Genomic DNA, 19787 nt, shown 5'->3' with positions numbered 1-19787 from the left:
TCCTTTCACCTTATTGCGGCTCAGCGGCTTGAATTCCAACACGGTTATCGCCTACGCTATAAGCAACAATTAAACTAAGTTCCTGCAAACTTAAGCCACTTTGACGCTGCAATTCATTAAAAAATGCCTGTGCAGCAACGAGTGATTTTTTAGTTTGTAATCCACCATCAATAATCTTGTGTGCACGCAAATAGCTTTCTACATCTCGGGATAACAGAAATGTATCTTTGCCGAGTGTTCGCAGTGCATAGGGGCCCGTATTACCACCCAATCGCGCCCCCTTCTTTTTCAAGTAAGCCCACAAACCTATTATGTCCTCTGTTGGCCAATTTGCAATAAACGCACTAAAAGTGCCATGTTCAGACGCGACGTCATGAATCATATAGGCATTTTCAGCAATAGTTTGCACTTTTTTAAAGTTACGCACAATACGCTCATCACTGGCTTTTTGCTCCAACATATCTGGCGGCATCATGAGCAATTTTTCAACACTAAAATCCCAAAAAACCTCCCTAAAACCAGGCCATTTATTATTGATCACTGACCAATAAAACCCACTTTGAAACACTTTACGGGTAAATTCCTCAAGCCACGCATCATCAGGTAAGCTTTTTAGCTGAGACGCTGCTAAAGGCGGGTGCAATAGCTGTTGTAGCATAGCCTTACCGCCTTTTCTTTGTGCTGCTCGTTGATATATATCCTGAAACTTTTCCATCGTTTTACTGCCTTTGCTGCTTATGCCTACTAGTGTACGGAAAAATAACCTTATACGTAACACTCTCTGGTAAACGATCGTTTCAGCCTTGACACCTAGACGGCTAAAATGCTTTAATCACCGCCATTACCCCTATTAAAGATGAGAGTTGTACATCTAAACTCTCATTAAGGGCTAGAAGAGGTGCGTTATTCAGGTAACGTATGTGAGGAGCACACACTCCAATGATCATACGTGAGGGGAATTAACGCCGAGAAGTAACTTTTTTTGTGAAGGGTTATTTCGGGCGACTGGGTTGAATCCCAGCGACTGTCACCAATAACAGCTTAGCTGTTGATATGTTTGGTGGAGAGCTTCTGGTCTTAGTATAATAAGGCCTGCGCGGTCTATTATTTAAGCCCATTCGCTCTTCGGATTTTAATGTTCGAATGATGTAAATGCGGCGCATACTAAATCCCTCATTTAACTCATCGAACACCTATTAAGTTCGTTGCAGATGAAAAACAACTTTAATTTAAATGATTTTCCATTATGGACAGCACTTGTAACGCCTTTTACTGAATCGGGAAAAGTAGATTACGCCGTGCTTGAGCAGTTAGTTGCACAACAACAAGCAGCTAATAATGGCATTTTACTTCTTGGCAGTACCGGTGAAGGCCTCGCGCTGAGTCTAAAAGAGCAGCAGTCTATCGTTGAACATGTATGTCAACTAGCACCAACAGTCCCACTCATGGTCGCAGTGGGAGGAATGAACCTCACACAACAAATTGCATGGGTAGAATATTGCAATCAGTTGCCTATTCACAGCTTTTTGCTTGGCTCTCCACTTTATGCAAAACCTGGTGTGGTCGGACAAACACATTGGTTTGAGAGCTTACTCAACGCCAGCTTTCATCCATGTATGCTTTATAACGTACCTGGTCGTAGTGCTGTAGATATTCCACCTGCTGTTATTGAAAATCTAAGTGAACACCCAAATTTATGGGCACTGAAAGAAGCCAGTGGCGATATAGCTAAATTTGAAGGGTTTCGAAAAGCCGCACCAGAGCTTGCTATCTACAGTGGTGATGATGCACTTATGCCCTATTTTGCACAAGCAGGGGCAACAGGCCTCGTTTCTGTTGCAGCCAATGCATGGCCAGAACAAACACATGAGTTTGTGAAACGCAGTTTAAGTGGTCAACATCCCAATTTATTTACTGACTGGTCGCAAGCAATCCACAGCTTGTTTTCAGTTGCAAACCCTATCCCCGTCAAAGTTTTAATGCATTTACAAGGCCGACTTAGCAGCCCGTATTTGCGTCCTCCGTTAACTCACCTTGAGTTAACACAAACAGATTGCATTACCAATGCAAATAACACCATTTTATCTTGGCATTAAATACAGGTTTTTATAATGAGCTGGTTAGAACTATTGAATAATTTAGAATCGGGCGCTGTTCGCGCAGCAACACAAGACGAAAGTGGCCAATGGCACGCTAATGTCGAAGTAAAACAAGGTATTTTAGAGGCGTTTAAAAACGGCACCAATACTGAATTTCCAGGCGGATTTGTAGACAAGCACAACTTAGCACCGCAAGGTTTTGCAGCTGAGGCAGGTGTGCGTATGGTACCCGGTGGAACCAGTGTACGCCGCGGCGCACATGTCGCAAAGGGCACAATTATTATGCCACCAGCGTATGTAAACATAGGCGCGTTTATTGATGAAGGCACAATGGTTGATAGCCACGCGTTAGTCGGGTCATGTGCGCAAGTTGGTAAAAACGTCCATTTAAGCGCTGCAGTACAACTAGGCGGGGTACTTGAGCCAATAGGCGCAAGCCCTGTTGTCGTCGAAGACGATGCCTTTATTGGCGCAGGTTGTGTGATTGTTGAAGGTGTTGTGGTTAAAAAAGGCGCGGTACTCGCACCTGGCGTACGTTTATCAGCCACAATCTCTGTTTATGATTGTGTTAATGAACGTCAACTTGAAAAAGGTGAAGCAATTCCTGAGTACGCGATTGTTATTCCTGGCTCTCGTCCTGCCTCAAATGATTGGGCACGTGAGCAAGGTTTAAGTATGTCATGTGCCTTAATTGTGAAATACCGTGACGAACAAAGTGATGCGTCATTATTGCTAGAAGAGGTTTTACGTTAATGACCTTTTTGAGCACGCCAGTTAAATCAGCAATCAATAAGTTATCAACACAGCTTGAAACGCCATTTTTTGTATACGACCTTGATGCGCTAAACACACATTTAGCCCGCTTAGTAGCACAAACCGACGTTAAACTGTGGTACGCCGTTAAAGCAAACCCGCTGTCTACAGTCATTCAATGTTTAGATAAAGCAGGCTTTAATTTTGATGTGGCAAGCAAAGGCGAACTTGAGCAAGTACTTGCTCAAGGAATTAACAGTGAGCGCGTGCTCAATACGGGGCCGGCTAAAAGCCCCGCACAAATTAAGCACTTTATTGAGCGCGGAGTACGCACGTTTGTCGCCGAAAGCCTCAATCAAGTTCGCTGGCTTAACGAGCAAGCAGTGGATCAACAATGCCAATTACAAGTTTTGCTGCGTGTACAATTGCGCTGGCCTGAAGGCGAAAAAAACCCACTTGGCGGGGATAGTTTAACGCCTTTTGGTCTAGGTTGCGATGAGTGGCTCGCACTGAATACTCACCAATACCCCGCACTGAACTTTGATGGGCTACATATTTTCCAATGGGGTAACATGCTCAGCAGCGACAAACTCGCTGAGCTGTGGTCACAAATGATTACACCACTGCAACAACTTGCAAGCAAACTAGGGGTCAACCTCAACGTACTTGATTTAGGTGGCGGTTTAGGGATCCCCTACACACAAAATGACGACACGCTTAGCTGGGATGCATTAATAACAGCACTTGCAAATATAAAACGTCATGCAGGGGTCAATGAGTTATGGATGGAGCTTGGCCGTTATGCTGTAGGTGAATGTGGCCATTATGCTAACCCTGTTGTGGAGCGTAAATTAAATTATGGTCAGCAGCAGGTTATTCTTAGTGGTGGCATAAATCACTTACTGCGTCCTGCGGTCACAAATCAAGACTTTCCAGCACAGTTATTACGTAACTCAACGGCCGAAAACCAAGCGATGAGTTTATATGGCCCATTGTGCACAGCCCTTGATTGCTTGGGTGAACATCAACTCCCTAACGATTTGAATGAGCATGATTGGCTGGTGTTTAGCCAATGCGGCGCATACGGCTTCACCGAGAGCATGCCCTACTTTTTATGTCACGAACTTGCAGCCGAGTACGTTATACACAATGGCGAACTTAACTGTGTTCGCCAAGCAGCAGATGCCAGCGACTATTTAAGGTAAATGAGATGAGTATTACACCCCCTATCAGTCAAGAAAACATTGTTGTTGGCGAAGTGGCAAACGGCTTACCATTGACCATTCCTGTGTATCGCTTGAAAGGTGATGGTACGGGGCCCAGTGTCTATGTGCAGGCAAACATGCATGGTGCAGAAGTGCAAGGGAATGCGGTTATTTACCAATTACTTGAACAGTTAAAACACCTTGAGCTCAAAGGTGATATCACCTTAGTCCCTTACGCTAACCCTATTGGCTGCAATCAAAAATCGGGAGAGTTCACATTAGGTCGTTTTGATCCAATCACGGGCACAAACTGGAATCGCATGTACCACTGCAATAGCCAGCTTGCATCACAATTTGCCGAGCAATACCGTGATGCCGATGAGCGAGTACTAAAAAACGCGTTCAAAGCAGCACTTATAGAAGAAGTCGAACAACAACTAGCTGGGCCGGATTACCGCTTAACAACCGGTAAACGTATTGCCCTTAATTTACAAAAATTGGCACACCAAGCTGATATTGTACTCGACCTACATACAGGCCCTATCTCGAGCCAACATTTATATTGTCCTGATTATGCGGTAAACAGTGCCAGTTACTTTAATATCCCCCATGTGCTACTCATCCCAAATGAATTTGATGGTGCGATGGACGAAGCCAGCTTTTGCCCATGGTGGCAATTAACAGATGCATTGGCTCAGCAAGGCCGTGAATTTGCTGTGCAAGTTGAAGCGTTTACCGTCGAGCTAGGCAGCCAAGAAAAAATAGACTTAAAGGCTGCACTAGATGACGCCACAAGTATTTTAAGTTACTTAAACCACAAACACGTTTTTATTGATGCGCCCTATCAACCAAAACAGATGACGCGTTTCGGCTGTAAGTTAGATGACTACTTAGCTTACTACTCACCTATGGGTGGTATGGTTGAATACATTGCGCCACTGGGTGGGCATATCCGAGCAGGCGAGCCTATTGCTAACATACTTCGAATGGAACGTTACTTAAACGAGCAGCCCCTGCAAACACTGACCCTAGAGTGCGACGCAATCGCAATTTTGCACTTTGCATCAGCAAGCGTTAATCAAGGTACTGAACTGTATAAGTTCTTTACCAACGTATTTAAGCTTTAAATATTGTTAAAGCTTACATCTTCTCATTGCGTGAGAGCAAAATACGCTATTAAAGGTGTTTTGTGTTGAAAAAGCGGCTTATGCCGCTTTTTTTTCATGCTCATTTACCACAATACTTAATTAAAAGAAGCAATTGATAGTTAATTAAGTGCAAATTCCCCTTTGCTAAGCCATAAAGCAGGGTATACTTTTTCATATATACATTTCTCAAGGGAATAAAAATGGCTTGGCGTTTTGGGATTATATTATTCACCACACTGCTTTCAACAAGTGTCTTATCTCAACAAAGTGAAGGGCAACGTGCTAACGAACAAGATAGCGACATTGAATTAGTAAAGCAATGCATCTTAAATGAAGCCATCGCAGGTGATGGAAATCAAACCCTCGAACAGCTTCGTAAAAAATGCTCAGCACTGGATGAAAGCAAACAAATAACGGCGCTTGATAAACGTAAAGCTCGCGAACAAGTCGGTCAAAAAAATCGGAATGTGATCACCCCACACAAACGCAATTATATTTTGCCTTTGTCGTACGTATCAAATCCAAATACACGCCCCTTTGGCCGACTCAACGAGTTGACTGATGAACCCGATGGCGAACAACTCGATAACCTAGAAGTTAAATATCAACTTTCAATTAAAGTGCCCATCTATAATGACTTTGCAGACGACGATCAAGCGGTGTTTTTTGGGTTTACTTTGCAATCATTTTGGCAGTTTTATAATAACGACATCTCATCCCCCTTTCGCGAAACAAACTACGAGCCTGAAGTTTTCTGGATTAATTACCTCGACCCCGAAAACGTGCTTTGGGGTGATGAAATGGCTGTAGCAGTCGGTATGGTTCACCAATCTAATGGTCGAAGTCAGCCACACTCTCGATCATGGAACCGCATTTATGCCAACTTTATTTGGGAAAATAATGGTTTCGTTTTCAGTTTCAAACCCTGGTACCGCCTCCCAGAAGACAAAAAAGAAGATTCAACGGAAGCAAAAGGAGATGATAACCCAGATATATATAAATACATGGGATACTTTGAGTTAGCCGGTGCTTATCGCTATGAAGATCATGAATTTAGTTTCATGACCCGTAATAACTTGAATTCAGATAATCGAGGAGCCATTCAGCTCGATTGGTCATTCCCACTGTGGGGCCGACTACGCGGCTACGCCCAGTATTTTAACGGTTATGGTGAAAGTTTAATCGATTATAATGCGGATATTGAGCGTATCGGTGTGGGTATTTTATTAACCGATTTACTCTAAATTTTCCCTTAACGTAAAAAGCCAAGCAATGCTTGGCTTTTTAGAGCTAACAGAGTAATTTGCCATTATCGTTTAACAACAAACTCCCCCTCAAATTCAGCCACTAAGACTTCCCCATCATAAATTGCCACAGGGACTCGGTAACTTGCTTTTCCTTCGGTTTCAAGATCCGCTAATTTACCTTTGCAGCCACTGAGTTCAACACTACCACGCGGGTCATTATTCAATGGTTTTAAGTATTTAATCGATGCATCCGCCAGTACAATATTGCCTTCAAGTCCAGCCTCTTTAAGTGCTAAATATGTTGCTCCCCACCCTGTTAAAGTCGCTAAGCTATAAATAGAACCCGCGAACATCGTATTGTGTAAATTTAAGTTCGCATTTAAATCTGCGCGGGTGGTAAATTGCCAGTCAGTATAACTTTCTACCTTAATACCCATCGCATCACTAATTGGAATGGATTCGCGCCATGTATTTTGCAAAACTTGCGTCCAATCAGGGTGACGAAACCAGCCTGGCTCTGAAGGCTTTTGCTTCACCATTTTAAAATGTTGAACCTCATCATAAGCCAGATGCGCTTTTTCTTTTAACTCATAGCCATGGCGTTGATAAAACTCTAAAGCACGTTCACGTGCAAATAACACTAATTCGTCAGCATCTTGTGTCCATGCTATTTTCTCAAGTTCATGAAGCAGCCGGCTACCAATGTGCTGATTTCGGTTGCCTTCAGCAACGGCCATATAGCGTACTTGTGCTTGTTGCTGATTATTAAAATGCAAACGGGCAACACCGAGCACTTCACCCACTTTGTTTTTAATAAATCGATGCTCTGCATCTTGTTCCAAGTCATCTTGTTCAGAGCCTCGAGGCTGCTGCCAAGGTGCGCGCAATACCTGCCAGCGTAATTGATAATAAGCCTGCCAATCTTCACTGCTTTGTGGCGTAGTTACTTGAAACATATATTCTCCTGTTGTTCTAATGCCACATTTAAAATACCTAACGTTGTTAGATAAAGTAATACAGCGTTTTTTATTGCGACCTACCATACGCTATCTTTGAAAAACTTGGAATACGACTTTGGTGAGCCACTATTTTAACTGTAAAACTTGCTTAACAGGTTGGCGCTTTATGTTGACTCGTCTAAGCTACGTGTATGGAAAATTTAATTGTAAGTTCTGGTATTGTAAAGCATTGCTTTATTGAAGATTGCCATCGCATAGGACAACTAATCTATTGGCATAAACATGGTGCTGATTGCATTCAAGTTCGTCAGCACAAACAATATCGCTGGTTGCTTATTAACGACATATTACAGTCCGTTGTTGAGAAAAGTCATCCAAGCCATCTGCTGTTCCCGCATTTACACTATTTATCGCAATTGTGGCAGCCTTTAAAGCCACCTAGAACAGTACTTGAACTTGGGCTAGGCGCTGGCGCGATTCGTAATTACATCCAATATACTTACCCTGATAGCCAACTCATATCCGTTGAAAAGAACCCGAATATTATTCACTGTTATAAACGATTATTTGCCGGGGCTCATGCGAATAATTTACAGTGTTGTGACGCTCAAACGGTACTTGAACAAGACAACAAATATGATTGGATTATTCTTGATTTATTTAGTCAGCTAGATGCACCTGTCTTTTTATATAAACACCTGTTTTATGAAAAAATACGTGATGCATTGAATACTGATGGGTATTTGTTTATTAATTTTTTGTCTGCTCATCAATCGCAACTCAAGCAACTAGAGCACCTTTTAATCACCACATTTGGCAAGCGTCCAAACATTGAAAAAATACCTAACTACACAAACCATATCGTGATGATAAATCGATAATAGAATCACACGGTCAGGTTAAACGTAACTGGGCCATCGTTACACAAGCTCACTTGCATATCTGCAGCAAACTCACCCGTTGCCACCTTGATACCTTGAGATTGCGCCTGACTGACAAAGTATTCATACAACGCCCGTGCGTGTTCAGGTGCTGCCGCAGATGAAAAACTAGGCCGCATGCCTTTTTTAGTATCCGCCGCTAAGGTGAACTGAGATACGACCATTAATTCACCTTGAATATCAAGTAAACTTAGGTTCATTTTATCGTTTTCATCTGTAAAAATACGGTAATTACTCACCTTATGTAAAAGCTTATCTGCAGTTAATTTATCATCTAGTTTTTCAACCCCTAATAGCAATAATATTCCTTGCTGAATTTGCCCAATAACATGGTTATCGACTTGTACATTTGCGTGTTTTACTCGCTGAATTAATCCTTGCATTGATTCCTCGACAATTTGATAGACATGAGGTCGGCAGCACGCCGCACAGCAGCCAAATATACATGATTATCAACACCGTGCCCAACTTCATCTAACACAAGTAACTGTGCATTAAGCTGCGTTGTAAGTTGCTGCACGGCACTAAAACGACAAACCAAATCATGTCGTCCATGAATGAACCACATTGGGAGGCCTTGCAAATACAGACTGTTTTTCGCAATATACCCTTCCTCGATAAAGCACTGTGAACTGAAATAATGCACCATTAAACGCGCCATTGTGAGTCTTTGCTGTGGGCAGTTCAACGCCCATTGAGATGACTGCCTTCCTTGTGATAAAACCGCTTCCCATTGGCACCATTGCTTTGCATAATGAATGGCACTAATTTGGTCATCGCTATGTAAGTGCTGCGCGTATAGCGCCAAAATGCGCTTCACGTCGGGTTGGTTTTGTGAAAATGCTTGGTAAAGCTCAGGGTAAAATTGCGCCCCTGCGCCTTTGGGGCCATAGAGCCACGCTAAATCAGCATGTGTGGCTAAAAATGTACCGCGTAATATGAGGCCTGCAACGTGATTACGATATTTAATGGCATACAGCAAACACAGTGTTGCCCCCCATGATGCCCCGCAAAGTGATAGCTTCTCAATACCCAATGATTGTCGAAGGTAATTAAGATCTTCGATGAGGTTATCAGTAGTGTTATCAATTACTTGATGAGGGGTAGACAGGCCGCAACCACGCTGACTGTATAAAATAATACGATAGCGGTTGGGATCAAAAAAACGGCAATTATCAGGATGCAAACCAAGTCCAGGGCCGCCATGACAAATAACCAGCGCAAAGCCCTTTGGGTTACCATATTCTTGAACGTGAAGTTGGTGGCCCTCCCCCACACTAAGGTGAAAGTCATTGTACGGGGTAATGCTCGGGTATAACTGCATAACGCTGACTCCTAGCAGCGGCGCAATGAGTTATGTGAGTGATGAGTCAGCTTCAAATTTGACTTCAGATACCTCTTCAGCATCTTTTGGGCTAATACACACAGTAAACTCCGCACCGAGTAATACAACAACCCAAGACAAATAGACCCACACAAATAAAATAGGAATTGTTGCTACTGCGCCATAAATCACTTCATAAGATGGAAAGTGACTAATGTATAATGCGAAGCCTTTCTTAGTCAGCTCAAATAACAATGCGGCAAACAATGCACCGGGAACAGCGGCTCTAAACGATACTCGGGTATTCGGTACTAAAGTATAGAGCATAATAAAGCCTGCCATCGAAATTAAATAAGGTAACAGCTTAATTAAAAAACCACTAAACCCAGGAATTCCTTGATCAGCAAACGATACCAAAGAGACGATATACGATGTAACACCAATACTCGCGCCTAATAATAGAGGTCCTAAACTCAAAACCATCCAGTACACTGCAAACGATATCATCATTGGACGCTTGGTTTTAATACGCCAAATTCTATTAAGTGTTGCATCCACATTTCGAATAAGTAACAACGCAACGCCAGCTAAAAAGCCAATACCCACGGCGGTCATTTGGTTAGCATTACCTGCAAACGACGTTATGTGCTCTTTGATGACATCTGATGATGTTGGAACAAAATTAGTAAATAAAAAATTTTCTATGGCAATGCGCGTATCCTCAAAACCTGGGAAAGCCGAGAATATCGCCACGCCTACAGCAATTAAGGGGACTAAAGAAAGTAATGTCACATAGGCTAGATAGCCCGCATTAACCGTGATTTGATCATCAATACAACGATTAAAATATTGCATCCACCAACCTGGTTGCTGGCGAAAAAATGCGCCTGCTTGATGCCAATAATGTGCTACCCTGTCATTCATAAGTTAACTTTTTGCAAAATAGTTTTGATTATCATAGCAATCCACCACATAATTTAAAACTAAACAGGAATTTAAAGGGATCTCAATGAAAAAACGTTCAATATTCAGCGCACCCTTACTTGCGTTAACTATGGTGTTGTCTGGTTGTCAGTCTGCCTATTACTCGGCAATGGAATCTGTTGGTGTTCACAAACGTGACATTTTGGTTGACCGTGTAGAGGAAACCAAAGACTCTCAGGAAGAGTCGCAAGAAGAGTTCCAATCGGCTTTAGACCGTTTAACCACCCTAATTAATTTTGATGGCGGCGACTTAAAAGAAGCCTACGATCAACTTAACAGTGATTACGAATCGAGCCTTACAGCGGCAAGCGATGTGACTAATAACATCAACAAAGTCGAAGACGTTGCGGATGCATTATTCGATGAATGGGCAGGTGAATTAGAGCAGTACTCTAACGCTTCGCTAAAACGCCAAAGCAGTAAACAGTTAAATTCAACCAAGCGTGATTTTGAAAAATTATTACGCTCAATGCGCAATGCTGAAAGCAAAATGGAACCTGTATTATCATCATTAAGAGATAATGTTTTGTACTTAAAACATAACCTAAATGCACAAGCTGTCACGGCAATTCAAGGCGAATTTACTAGCCTTAAACGCGATATCAAAGTGTTAATGGATGATATGAACAAATCGATTGCTGATTCAAATAAGTTCATTGCACAAATGGGTAAAGCGAGTTAATCCCAAGTAAATTAATCCATAAAAAAACCTGCAACCTTGCAGGTTTTTTTTATTGTTATTTTTTGTTACCTTTTTATTATTTTTTCGCCCGTCATTCTTGTTACACTTTTATAAAATCAAACTAAAAAACGTCTAATTATGAAATTAAGCCCGTTGAGTTTAGTCTTTATATCAGGTCTGTTAACTGCGTGCGGCAGTACAAATAACATTGAGCGAATAGCCGGAGCAGATACCATAACCCCTTTGCATAAAGAGGGCCAACGCGAAGGTCGTTACCACAACCTTTACCCCGGTAAGAAGACATACCCAAACAATTGTGAAAGTGAATGCTATCCAAGCGATCCCCACTTACAATGCAAAGAAGAAAATGAACACTGTTTATACATTGGCGAACAAACCATTCCTACACTCAACACTGGTTTCACCGTTCGCTGGCTCGGCCATGCCGGATTTATGATTAATACACCTAACGGCCAACACGTCATAATTGACCCAGTAAAAGAACAGTTCGACTCACCTGTTGATTTAGCCTTTAGACTGGTCTCTGGTTTTTATCGTCAACCCGGTGACTGGCTAACAAAGAGTGAACTTGAAAACTTAGATGCAGTAATCTATTCACACCTGCACTATGATCATTTTAATAAAGCCGATATCGAAGAAATCGGCAATAAGCCGCGCTATTTAACTCCTCTGGGGATGGGTGATAACTTCCCAGATGGCGGTTTTAATATCAGTGAGATGGCTTGGTTTGCAAAAACGAACATTGATGATCTCACGATTCACTCACTCCCCGCCCATCATTTTAGCAGTCGCGTTTTAGTCCCCTTTATTTATGAAGATAATGATAAAGATCTTTGGAATGGCTGGTTACTCGAGCAAAACGGAAAAACACTCTTTTTTGCAGGTGATACCGGCTACTCAAAACACTTTAGCGACATTCAACAGCGATATGATGATATTGATGTTTGTTTAATTCCCATCGCTTCGTATTACCATGAAGAAAATGGTAACTGGTACCGTTATGTTCACACCACCCCAGAAGACGCTCTCACAGCCGCACAAGACCTAAACTGTAAAGTGATGATACCTTGGGGATACGGCAACGCAAGCTGGAAAATGGGCGATCACACTAGTCATTCAGCACTATTACGCTTATTACATATGTACGATGAAATGGACTCACAGACACCGCTTTATATTCTCAATGAAGGGGAAAGTGTTGCTTTATAAAGCAACACTTGAATTTAGTATCAATATTCTTGCGCTTGGGCACTGCACTCATCGTCGCCAAGAGAGCGATTGATTGGGCCCAATAACATATAAAACAATCCATTGATCACGTTCATTTCTTGACTTGTGTTTGAGTTATCAAGCGAAAGGTTTTGCTCTTGTCGCTGTTGACTTTGCGTACTGCCAACAACAAAATCACAGCTTGAACTCATTACTTGCGACGAAGTACAACCAGATAAAAAAACGGCCATAGCTAAGGACAATACTTTAGCCACCATAACTCCTTTGGTATGTATTAATTTAAGCAATGATATTACTTTACCTGTTTTTTAAACTAAAAAGTGTAAAAATCTGTCTTCACCATTTGTATATTTCTGCGTATATTATTTAGCACCTATCCCCCTTACTTGTTGTTTTCAAATACTGTTTCAGACACTATTAGTAAAAATGATTATGTGAGAATGACATGAAAGCATCAGCACTGATTTCGAGCCTTTTACTAAGTAATGCAGCTTTCGCTATTGATGTAGCACACACATCTACACCTATTATTATTGATGGAATCTCTGAAAGCGCATGGGATCAAGCAACATGGCAACCTATGCCTTACCTTATGGATGGCACATTACCTAATTCAACTAAAGACTTTAAAGGCCGCTATAAATTACTGTGGGATGAAAACACCCTGTATTTACAAGCCGACATTGTTGATGATGTACTGATTGATACACACCCAAATCCTACCGATAAGTATTGGGACGATGATGCGTTAGAAGTGTTTATAGATAGTGATGCCTCTGGGGGAAACCATCAATTTAATCATACTGCATTTGCCTATCATATTGGCCTTGATAACCAAGCTGCTGATTACGGGCCTGATAAAAAACCCCATTTGTATAATGAACACTTAGTCAGCCGCTGGCAACGCAACAAAAGCGCCCCCTACAACATCACTTGGGAAGTCGCAATTACACTCTACCCGAATGATTACCAAGAAGGCGCGCAAAACATACCGCTTAAGTTAACACCAAAGCACGTTATCGGCTTCATGCTCGCCTACTGCGATAACGACGGCAGTGACATTCGCGAACACTTTATGGGCTCACACGAAATACAGCCTGTTAATGGCAGCCTTAATCTAGGCTATATCGATGCAAACGTGTTTGGCAAAATCACGTTACTGCCGAAAAAGTGATGTAATACCAATTAGCTTAATTAAGGGGTTTATTGTGAGACAAGAAAACCTTGTCAATAACAAAGCAAAAAGTTCGTCATTTAGTTGTTCTAAATAAGAAGTTTTTAACGCCATTAGCGTCAGGTTCAATACCTAAAAATGATTTAGTATTATTGCGGATTGGTATAAGTTACCCATGTAGATTGGGGTGAGCACAGCGAAACCCAACGAAAAACACCGTACCAACAAATGCATATCGACTCTCAGCTTTCCAATTACGCCTCTGGCTAGGTATTCTGCGAGAACAAAAATTCCTTAAGAATTATTCACAAAGAGGTCTAGAGGCGCTGCGCTTTAGAGAAAAAAGTCAAGCAACCACTCTATACTAAACCGCTAGCTGACAATTTCGGCTCTTTTTTACCTACAAAAAAGCCGCTGTATTTTGCAATACAGCGGCTTTTAAAATCACATTATTTAAATAAGGTGATTATGCCTTAGGAGCACGACCCGCACGCTTACGCTCATTTTCAGTTAAATGACGTTTACGAATACGAATGTTCTCAGGTGTAACTTCTACTAGCTCATCATCAGCAATAAACTCAAGCGCTTGCTCAAGTGAATAGTTAAGTGCTGGTGTCAATGTTTGTGCTTCATCTGTACCAGATGCACGAACGTTAGTAAGTTGCTTACCTTTAAGCGCGTTAACTGTCAGGTCGTTATCACGGCTATGAATACCGATAACCATACCTTCATAAACTTCAACACCGTGACCGATGAATAAACGGCCGCGTTCTTGTAAGTTAAATAATGCGTTAGTCAGTGCTTTACCTGTTGCGTTAGCAATCATTACGCCGTTCTTACGAACACCTAGCTCGCCACCTTTGTGCGGACCGTAGTGATCAAACGTATGGTAAAGTAAGCCAGAACCAGACGTTAGCGTCATGAACTCAGTTTGGAAACCGATTAAGCCACGGCTTGGGATCATAAAGTCCATACGCATACGACCTTTACCATCTGGTGCCATGTCAGTAAGTTCACCCTTACGAAGACCAATTTGCTCCATGATAGAACCTTGGTGCTCTTCTTCACAGTCAATAGTTAGTGTTTCATACGGTTCTTCTAACACACCATCAACAGTACGTAAGATTACTTCTGGACGAGAAACAGCTAGCTCGTAACCTTCACGACGCATGTTCTCGATTAAGATACCAAGGTGTAATTCACCACGACCCGATACGCGGAAGCTATCTGGGTTATCTGTATCAGCAACACGAAGTGCTACGTTATGTACTAATTCTTTGTCTAAACGCTCACGAATATTACGTGATGTAACAAACTTACCTTCTTTACCACAGAAAGGAGAGTTGTTTACAGAGAACGTCATTGTTACTGTTGGCTCATCAACACTTAGTGGTGGTAATGCTTCAACGTTGTTAGGACAACAAAGCGTATCTGAAATCTTAAGCTCGCCTAAACCTGTTACAGTAACGATGTTACCAGCATAAGCTTTATCAGTGTCGATACGCTCAAGGCCTAAGTAGCTTTGTACTGAACCAATTTTACCGTTACGAGTCGTGCCGTCAGCGCTGATAACCGTAACTTGTTGGTTAGGCGCAACAGAACCGCGTTTAATACGGCCAATACCAATTACACCTTTGTACGAGTTGTAATCAAGCTGAGAGATTTGCATTTGGAAGTCACCTTCAGGATCTGCATCCGGCGGTGATACTTCGTCAACGATCATCTTGAACATAGGTTCCATGTTATCTGATGGCTCGTCTAAATCTAATGTTGCCCAGCCATTGATAGCTGATGCGTAGATTACTTTAAAGTCTAACTGTTCGTCAGTTGCACCAAGGTTATCGAATAAATCAAAGATTTGATCCATAACCCAATCAGGGCGTGCACCTGGCTTATCAATTTTATTGATAACGACGATTGGCTTTAAGCCTTGCGCGAATGCCTTTTGCGTTACGAAACGCGTTTGTGGCATTGGACCTTCTTGAGCATCAACAAGTAATAATACTGAGTCAGCCATCGAAAGTACGCGTTCAACTTCACCACCGAAATCGGCGTGTCCCGGGGTATCTACGATATTGATGTGGTAATCATTCCAAGAGATAGCTGTGTTTTTAGCTAAAATGGTAATACCACGTTCTTTCTCAATGTCGTTTGAGTCCATCACGCGCTCTTCGTTACCGCCGCGTGTTTCTAATGTACCTGATTGCTCAAGTAGTTTGTCAACCAGAGTTGTTTTACCGTGGTCAACGTGCGCGATAATCGCTATATTTCTTAACTGTTCGATGCTCATATATTTACTCAGAGAAATTAATTCTCATTGATCCTGCAAGATCTACGCACTCATCTGCATTTTCACCAGATGTCCCAGCATAGGATTTAAAAGGGCGCATATTATCCCTCATTAATGGCATGGATGAAAGTTTATCCAATATAAATTTGAAAACTTTCTCAATACTTTCACTAAGTATCTGTTTTATATATGACAAATATATGAATTAAATTTCAGTTATTTTCCCCAATAAACCATTTTAACTATTTTTAGGAACTTTTTGGCAGTCTTTGCCATTTAGGTTATGCTAATTTCGAAGTGATTAAATTGTCAGCAAACAGACATCAGGAGCATCGCACCAATAAGTTGCAACAACGCACCAAGTTAGTGCGTTTACTTGTTTCTATTTAGGCCTTTAATATTTTTTCACATTATAAACAATTGGTTATAATATTGGCACAGAATCAGCTTGTTAAATGCAAAAGCAGTTATGCAGCAATAATAAAACCCAACAGTTGGAGGACACATGTCACAATCGGTTTTAGATTTTATTAAAGAAAATGACGTTAAGTTCATTGATTTACGCTTTACTGATACAAAAGGTAAAGAGCAACATGTTTCTATTCCTCATCACCAAGTTGATGAAGACTTTTTTGAAGACGGTAAAATGTTCGACGGTTCTTCAATCGCAGGTTGGAAAGGCATCAACGAATCAGACATGGTATTAATGCCAGTTGCTGAATCAGCTAAACTTGACCCTTTCACAGAAGAAGCAACTCTTATCGTACGTTGTGACGTTGTAGAACCTTCAACACTGCAAGGTTATGAGCGCGACCCGCGTTCTGTTGCAAAACGCGCAGAAGAATACATGAAATCGACAGGTATCGCAGACACTGTATTATTCGGCCCAGAACCAGAATTCTTCCTCTTTGACGACGTTAAATATAAAACTGACATGTCAGGCTCAATGTATAAAATTGATGCTGAAGAAGCGGCATGGAACTCTGATAAAGATTACGAAGGCGGTAACTCAGGCCATCGTCCAGGTGTTAAAGGCGGTTATTTCCCTTGTTCACCAGTTGATTCTTCACAAGATTGGCGTTCAGCGACGTGTTTAGTGCTTGAAGAGTTAGGTCAAGTTGTTGAAGCGCATCACCATGAAGTAGCGACAGCAGGTCAAAACGAAATTGCGACTCGCTTTAATACCATGGTATTAAAAGCAGATGAAATCCAAGAAATGAAATATGTTATCCATAACATGGCTCACTTATATGGAAAAACAGCGACATTCATGCCTAAGCCTATCGTTGGCGACAACGGCTCTGGTATGCATTGTCACCAATCTTTAGCCAAAGACGGTGTTAACCTATTCGCTGGCGACAAGTACGGCGGTCTTTCTGAAGACGCACTTTACTACATTGGTGGTATCATTAAGCATGCTAAAGCAATCAACGCGTTCGCAAATGCATCTACTAACTCGTACAAACGTTTAGTACCCGGCTTTGAAGCACCAGTAATGCTTGCGTATTCAGCACGTAACCGTTCTGCTTCAATCCGTATTCCTGTAGTACCATCTGAGAAAGGTCGTCGTATTGAAGTACGCTTCCCAGATCCAACTGCTAACCCTTACCTTGCATTTGCTTCAATGCTTATGGCTGGCCTTGACGGTATCAAAAACAAGATCCACCCTGGCGATGCAATGGATAAAGATCTATACGACTTACCAGCAGAAGAAGCCGCTGAAATTCCACAAGTTGCCTCTTCACTAGATGAAGCGCTTGAAGCGTTGAGCGCAGACCGTGAGTTCTTAACACAAGGTGGCGTATTCACCGATGACTTAATCGATGCGTATATCAAGCTTAAAGGTCAGGAAGTTGAAAAACTTAACATGACAACTCACCCAGTTGAGTTTGAAATGTACTACAGTGTTTAATTCACTGTAGATAAAATTGTCTCATTTCAGACAATTCTAATGTGTGTTCTCAAGGCCCGCTCGTCGGGCTTTTTTTATGGCGAAAAGTATTTTTTTCCACTAAAGTTTATGTAGTTTTTTAAATGCAGGGCTATAAGGTGAAAGTTACAATTTTTGGTTTGCTGATAATCACTTTGTTCAGTCTTTATAATCATGCTGGCGAAAAAAAGATTTATTCATGGAAAGATAAAAATGGCGTACTTGTTTTTTCAGATACCCCCAAACCTGGGGCGATAGAAGTTAAACTAACGAGCCAAGTGTTATCTATGCCCACCACAGATACCCGCATTTTAAATGAAACCAAACCAACCACAATAAAGCCTTTTAAGATAGAAATAGCGTCGCCGGAAAATGAGCAGACCGTCCGAGAAAACAGCGGTTCAGTATATGTAAATACCCGCGTACTCCCTCGTTTTGAAAGTGACTTCAAAGTCCAATTATTCGTTGATGGCATCGCCCATGCCAAGCCAAGTGAAACTAATACATTTGCGCTTCGTAATGTTGACCGGGGTGAGCACTCTTTACAAGTTAAGTTATTTGACCCAAAAGGTAAGCTCATCGCAGTAAGCCCTATAAGTATATTTTTTATGCATAGGCAGTCAGCATTATAATTTGTAAAACAATCATTTATGTTACGCCTATGGATAAATAAACTATGCTAAGCTGCGACAATCATCAGCGCACTAAAATGGTGCAAAATGCCCGATAATAAAAAATTTAATCCTGAGTTACTTGCCAGTATCTGGAAAAACCTAACCACAGCGGTGATTTTAGTAGACAAAGATTTTACCCTTGTTTATGTCAACGACAGCGCTAGTGAATTGCTAGGGCTAGGCCCAAAACGTATTCTCAACCAACCTTTCGATAGTTTATTTAACTACCACTCTGTTGACCTAAAACGGATTGCTCACTACTCACTGATTGATGGCGTGGATTGCCACCAGCATAGAGCTGACGTGGTTTTTGTGGATTCTCGCCATGCAAAGTTAGCCATCAGTGCACGACGTGTAAAACTTGATGATGCGTTTTATATTTTATTTGAGTGTCGCCAAACAGACGATGAAATTCGTCATGACCAAGCTTCAAATCAGATGCACCAATATCAAGCTGCCCGAAATCTAATACGGGGTCTTGCCCATGAAATAAAAAATCCTTTGGGTGGAATACGCGGAGCGGCGCAATTATTGCAGTATGAGGTTGATCAGCAAGAGCGGGATCAATGTGCTGAGCTTATTATTGAACAAGCCGATCGCTTGCGTGAGTTAGTTGATAAATTGTTAGGACCGAACCAGTTACTAAAAAAGACGTACGGTAACATTCACCAAACATTAGAATCAGTTGTGAAACTGAGCATGCTTGATAGCAATAACAACATTAGCTTAGAAAAAGATTACGACCCAAGTATTCCTGATGTGTATATCGATCAAGGAAAAATTCAACAGGTTGTATTAAATATTGTTCGTAATGCTCAGCAGGCACTTGTTGATGGCGGTGTGATTAAGCTAAAAACACGCATTAACCATCAACAGCGCAGACCCGGTAAAGCACCTAAGAAGGCATTGCTGATCCAAATATCAGACAACGGACCAGGCATCGATAATGAAATAAAGGAGACTTTATTTTACCCCATGATCACCAATAAAGAAGGGGGATCTGGGTTAGGGCTTTCAATCGCGCAAACGTTAATCGATCAACACAACGGTTATATAGAATGTGATAGCTGGCCTGGTCATACAGAATTTAATATATATCTGCCTTTTGTGGATTAATCGGTTTGGA

Annotated in this window: 19 protein-coding genes and 1 riboswitch; of the genes, 12 read left to right on the top strand and 7 right to left on the bottom strand. The window is 41.6% G+C overall.

Translation table 11 applies throughout. The features are described 5' to 3' along the window. Positions 1-10: 10 nt before the first annotated feature. Entirely contained in the window at positions 11-715 is a 705-nt protein-coding gene (locus ATS75_RS12760) for a DNA-3-methyladenine glycosylase I (protein WP_058560806.1), read from the bottom strand. A 170-nt stretch (positions 716-885) separates the two neighbouring features. Further along, positions 886-1079, top strand: a riboswitch (Lysine riboswitch). A gap of 132 nt (positions 1080-1211) precedes the next feature. Between ATS75_RS12760 and dapA the strand changes: the two genes are divergently transcribed. From dapA to ATS75_RS12735, 5 genes are all read left to right on the top strand, one after another. After that, positions 1212-2096 carry a 4-hydroxy-tetrahydrodipicolinate synthase gene (gene dapA / locus ATS75_RS12755; RefSeq protein ID WP_058560805.1) on the top strand — a complete coding sequence of 295 codons (885 nt, stop codon included), beginning with the start codon at positions 1212-1214 and terminating at the stop codon, positions 2094-2096. A gap of 15 nt (positions 2097-2111) precedes the next feature. Then, positions 2112-2852 (top strand): 2,3,4,5-tetrahydropyridine-2,6-dicarboxylate N-succinyltransferase, encoded by a 741-nt coding sequence (locus ATS75_RS12750; protein ID WP_058560804.1) that lies wholly within the window; start codon positions 2112-2114, stop codon positions 2850-2852. Then, a complete protein-coding gene (locus tag ATS75_RS12745; protein ID WP_058560803.1) occupies positions 2852-4057 on the top strand; it encodes a PLP-dependent decarboxylase in 1206 nt (401 codons plus the stop codon). Before ATS75_RS12750 ends, ATS75_RS12745 begins: the two co-directional genes overlap by 1 nt. 5 nt (positions 4058-4062) lie before the next feature. Next, positions 4063-5184, top strand: coding sequence for a succinylglutamate desuccinylase/aspartoacylase family protein (locus ATS75_RS12740; protein WP_058560802.1), 1122 nt, complete (start codon positions 4063-4065; stop codon positions 5182-5184). A 221-nt stretch (positions 5185-5405) separates the two neighbouring features. Next, on the top strand, positions 5406-6449 hold the full coding sequence (locus ATS75_RS12735) for a phospholipase A (protein WP_058560801.1): 1044 nt from the start codon (positions 5406-5408) through the stop codon (positions 6447-6449). A gap of 65 nt (positions 6450-6514) precedes the next feature. On the opposite strand, the gene ATS75_RS12730 is transcribed toward ATS75_RS12735, so the two are convergent. After that, the gene (locus ATS75_RS12730) at positions 6515-7408 is read right to left on the bottom strand and encodes a bifunctional GNAT family N-acetyltransferase/hotdog fold thioesterase (protein ID WP_058560800.1); all 894 of its coding nucleotides are present in this window, start codon (positions 7406-7408) and stop codon (positions 6515-6517) included. Positions 7409-7602: 194 nt separating this feature from the next. Here ATS75_RS12730 and ATS75_RS12725 point away from each other — a divergent pair, with 194 nt between their 5' ends. Further along, positions 7603-8292 carry a spermidine synthase gene (locus ATS75_RS12725; protein ID WP_058560799.1) on the top strand — a complete coding sequence of 230 codons (690 nt, stop codon included), beginning with the start codon at positions 7603-7605 and terminating at the stop codon, positions 8290-8292. A gap of 5 nt (positions 8293-8297) precedes the next feature. On the opposite strand, the gene dtd is transcribed toward ATS75_RS12725, so the two are convergent. Genes dtd through ATS75_RS12710 form a run of 3 tightly spaced genes read right to left on the bottom strand, consistent with a single transcriptional unit; the run spans position 8298 to position 10600 of the window. After that, positions 8298-8735 (bottom strand): D-aminoacyl-tRNA deacylase, encoded by a 438-nt coding sequence (gene dtd, locus ATS75_RS12720; protein ID WP_058560798.1) that lies wholly within the window; start codon positions 8733-8735, stop codon positions 8298-8300. Next, on the bottom strand, positions 8723-9676 hold the full coding sequence (locus tag ATS75_RS12715) for an alpha/beta fold hydrolase (protein WP_058560797.1): 954 nt from the start codon (positions 9674-9676) through the stop codon (positions 8723-8725). Before ATS75_RS12715 ends, dtd begins: the two co-directional genes overlap by 13 nt. 30 nt (positions 9677-9706) lie before the next feature. Next, complete coding sequence (locus ATS75_RS12710; protein ID WP_058560796.1) at positions 9707-10600, bottom strand: virulence factor BrkB family protein; 894 nt, start codon at positions 10598-10600, stop codon at positions 9707-9709. Between the two features lie 85 nt (positions 10601-10685). Here ATS75_RS12710 and ATS75_RS12705 point away from each other — a divergent pair, with 85 nt between their 5' ends. Beyond that, the gene (locus ATS75_RS12705; protein WP_058560795.1) at positions 10686-11342 is read left to right on the top strand and encodes a DUF2959 domain-containing protein; all 657 of its coding nucleotides are present in this window, start codon (positions 10686-10688) and stop codon (positions 11340-11342) included. Positions 11343-11480: 138 nt separating this feature from the next. Further along, positions 11481-12572: an MBL fold metallo-hydrolase gene (locus ATS75_RS12700; protein WP_058560794.1), complete on the top strand. Its 1092-nt coding sequence runs from the start codon at positions 11481-11483 to the stop codon at positions 12570-12572. 20 nt (positions 12573-12592) lie between these two features. Here ATS75_RS12700 and ATS75_RS12695 read toward each other — a convergent pair whose 3' ends face one another. Beyond that, positions 12593-12850 carry a hypothetical protein gene (locus ATS75_RS12695; protein ID WP_058560793.1) on the bottom strand — a complete coding sequence of 86 codons (258 nt, stop codon included), beginning with the start codon at positions 12848-12850 and terminating at the stop codon, positions 12593-12595. Positions 12851-13038: 188 nt separating this feature from the next. On the opposite strand from ATS75_RS12695, the gene ATS75_RS12690 reads away from it, so the two are divergent. Further along, on the top strand, positions 13039-13767 hold the full coding sequence (locus tag ATS75_RS12690; RefSeq protein WP_058560792.1) for a CBM9 family sugar-binding protein: 729 nt from the start codon (positions 13039-13041) through the stop codon (positions 13765-13767). A 466-nt stretch (positions 13768-14233) separates the two neighbouring features. Here the strand turns inward: ATS75_RS12690 and typA are convergent, their stop codons facing one another. Next, on the bottom strand, positions 14234-16057 hold the full coding sequence (gene typA, locus ATS75_RS12685) for a translational GTPase TypA (RefSeq protein ID WP_058560791.1): 1824 nt from the start codon (positions 16055-16057) through the stop codon (positions 14234-14236). 505 nt (positions 16058-16562) lie between these two features. Here typA and glnA point away from each other — a divergent pair. The 3 genes from glnA (at position 16563) to glnL (ending at position 19777) form a co-directional block, all read left to right on the top strand. Next, complete coding sequence (glnA, locus tag ATS75_RS12680; RefSeq protein ID WP_058560790.1) at positions 16563-17969, top strand: glutamate--ammonia ligase; 1407 nt, start codon at positions 16563-16565, stop codon at positions 17967-17969. A gap of 122 nt (positions 17970-18091) precedes the next feature. Further along, positions 18092-18619 carry a DUF4124 domain-containing protein gene (locus ATS75_RS12675; protein ID WP_058560789.1) on the top strand — a complete coding sequence of 176 codons (528 nt, stop codon included), beginning with the start codon at positions 18092-18094 and terminating at the stop codon, positions 18617-18619. A gap of 87 nt (positions 18620-18706) precedes the next feature. Next, positions 18707-19777, top strand: a complete 1071-nt coding sequence (glnL, locus tag ATS75_RS12670; RefSeq protein ID WP_058560788.1) for a nitrogen regulation protein NR(II) — start codon at positions 18707-18709, stop codon at positions 19775-19777. Positions 19778-19787: the final 10 nt, after the last annotated feature.

This window comes from Pseudoalteromonas sp. H105 (assembly GCF_001469215.1).
Classification (GTDB): domain Bacteria; phylum Pseudomonadota; class Gammaproteobacteria; order Enterobacterales; family Alteromonadaceae; genus Pseudoalteromonas.
The sequence above is the reverse complement of the archived record's forward strand: the minus strand, read 5'-3'. Positions and strand labels throughout refer to the sequence as shown.